Annotated in this window: 2 protein-coding genes; both read left to right on the top strand. The window is 66.0% G+C overall.

Annotated features, from left to right (window positions below):
- Nucleotides 1-1,899: aminotransferase class III-fold pyridoxal phosphate-dependent enzyme (locus JHD67_RS21285; RefSeq protein ID WP_199101143.1), on the top strand; the 1,899-nt coding region annotated here is incomplete at its 5' end.
- On the top strand, nt 1,896-2,235 hold a 340-nt coding region (locus JHD67_RS21280; RefSeq protein ID WP_199101142.1), incomplete at its 3' end, for a condensation domain-containing protein. The genes JHD67_RS21285 and JHD67_RS21280, both read left to right, overlap by 4 nt.

The raw sequence follows: 2,235 nt of genomic DNA, 5'->3' as shown, positions 1-2,235 counted from the left end.
GCCATGCACATCGACCAACTCCTGCCGCCGGACGCCGCCGCGCCGGCTGCCCCCGCTGCCGCGGCCACCGCTAACGCGGCCCCGGCGGCTGCCCCCACCTTCATGGCAACCGCTGCCAGCGGCAACGTGGTGCAGGATGTGATCCAGCAGCAGATGCTGATCATGCAGCAGCAACTCGCCCTGTTGGCTGCCGCAAGCAACGGCCCGCTGGCCGCGCCCTCACTGCTGCCTGCCCAAGGCATACCGGCGACAGCGAGCGCACCCGTGGCGTCCGCGCCCGCACCGGCGGCCCCCACCGCCAGCGCCGCGGCTACCCCTCCGCCGGACGAGGAAGCCGCGCTCGCCCACACCACCTACGACGTCAAGAAGGCCTTCGGCGCCATTGCGCGCATCCACTCCACGCAAACCGAGCTTTCCGATCGCCAGCGCGCGCGACTGGACGCCTTCATGCGTCGCTACATCGATCGCACCCGTGCGTCGAAGGAATACACCCAGCGCCATCGCGACCATCTCGCCGATCCGCGCGTGGTCAATGGCTTCCGCCCGCTGCTCAAGGAAATGATCTACCAGATCGTGATCAACCGCTCCAAAGGCTCCAAGGTGTGGGATCTGGACGGTAACGAGTACATCGACGCGCTCAATGGCTTTGGCATGAACCTGTTCGGCTGGCAGCCGGATTTCGTGCTCGACGCCGTGCGCCGCCAATTGGATGCCGGCTACGAAATCGGCCCGCAGCACCCGTTGGCCGGCGAAGTCGCCGAACAGGTATGCGAGCTCACCGGGTTCGATCGCGCCGCGCTCTGCAACACCGGCTCCGAAGCGGTGATGGGCACCATCCGCATCGCCCGCACCGTTACCGGACGCGACACCCTGGTGATTTTCACTGGCTCCTATCACGGCATCTTCGATGAAGTGATCGTGCGCGGCACCAAGAAGCTGCGCTCGGTGCCGGCCGCGCCGGGCATCCTGCGCAACACCTCCGAAAACGTGCTGGTGCTCGACTACGGCACACCCGAATCGCTGCAGATCATTCGCGAGCGCGCCGCCTCCATCGCCGCTGTGCTGGTGGAGCCGGTGCAAAGCCGCCGTCCGGATTTCCAGCCGCGCGATTTCCTCAAGGAGCTCCGGGCGATCACCGCCGACGCGGGCGCGCTGTTGATCTTCGACGAAGTGGTGACGGGCTTCCGCTCGCATCCGCGCGGGGCGCAAGCGGTGCTCGGCATCGATGCCGACCTCGCCTCCTACGGCAAGGTCGTGGGCGGCGGCTTCCCCATCGGCGTCATTGCCGGCAAGCGCCGCTACATGGATGCCCTGGATGGTGGCGGCTGGCAATACGGCGACGCCTCCATTCCCACCGTGGGCGTCACCTATTTCGCCGGCACTTTCGTGCGCCACCCCCTCGCACTGGCGGCCGCGCATGCGGTGCTCACGCATTTGAAAGCGAATGGCTCGGCCTTGCAGGAACGGCTCAATGCACGCACCGCGCTGCTGATGGATGAACTCAACGCGTTCTGCGCCAGCGTGGGCGCGCCGATCCAGCTGGTGCACTTTGCCTCGGTGTGGAAAACCAACTTCACCGAGGATCACCCGCTACAGGACCTGCTGTTCGCCATGATGCGCAGCCGCGGCATCCACGTACTGGACAACTTCCCCTGCTTCTTCACCACCGCGCATAGCGAGCAGGATTTCCTCGCCATCGCCAAGGCCTTCAAGGATTCGGTGCTGGAACTGCAAGAAGCGGAATTCCTGCCGCGTCACAAGAATGTGGAAGCGCTGGCCTTCGACGCCACGCGCCCGCCCGTGCTGGGCGCGCGCCTCGGCAAGGATCAGGAAGGCAATCCAGCCTGGTTCGTACCCAACCCCGATATGCCCGGCAAGTTCATGAGGGTGAACGCATGATTCCCAACGACACGACGCCGCTTGTCAACGCCACCCCGGTTGCCGTCGATTACGACCCTTTTGCAGGTTCCACCCTGGCTCATGTCGTGCCCGCCACCGCACCACAACGCGAGGTGTGGCTCGCTTCCACGCTGGAGCCCGCCGCCTCGCTGGCCTACAACGAATCCATCTCGCTGCGCCTGCAGGGCGAGCTTGACGTCGCCGCGCTGCAAGCCGCCCTGCAGCAATTGGTGGATCGCCATGAGGCCTTGCGCGCCACCTTCAGCCGCGATGGCGAGGAGCTATGCATCGCCGCGCAGCAGGCGCTGGTATGCGAAGTACGCGACCTCTCATGGC

The sequence above is a fragment of the Dyella sp. ASV21 genome (genome assembly GCF_016428975.1).
In the GTDB taxonomy this organism is placed as follows: Bacteria; Pseudomonadota; Gammaproteobacteria; order Xanthomonadales; family Rhodanobacteraceae; genus Dyella.
This window is presented reverse-complemented; position numbering and strand designations above follow the sequence as displayed.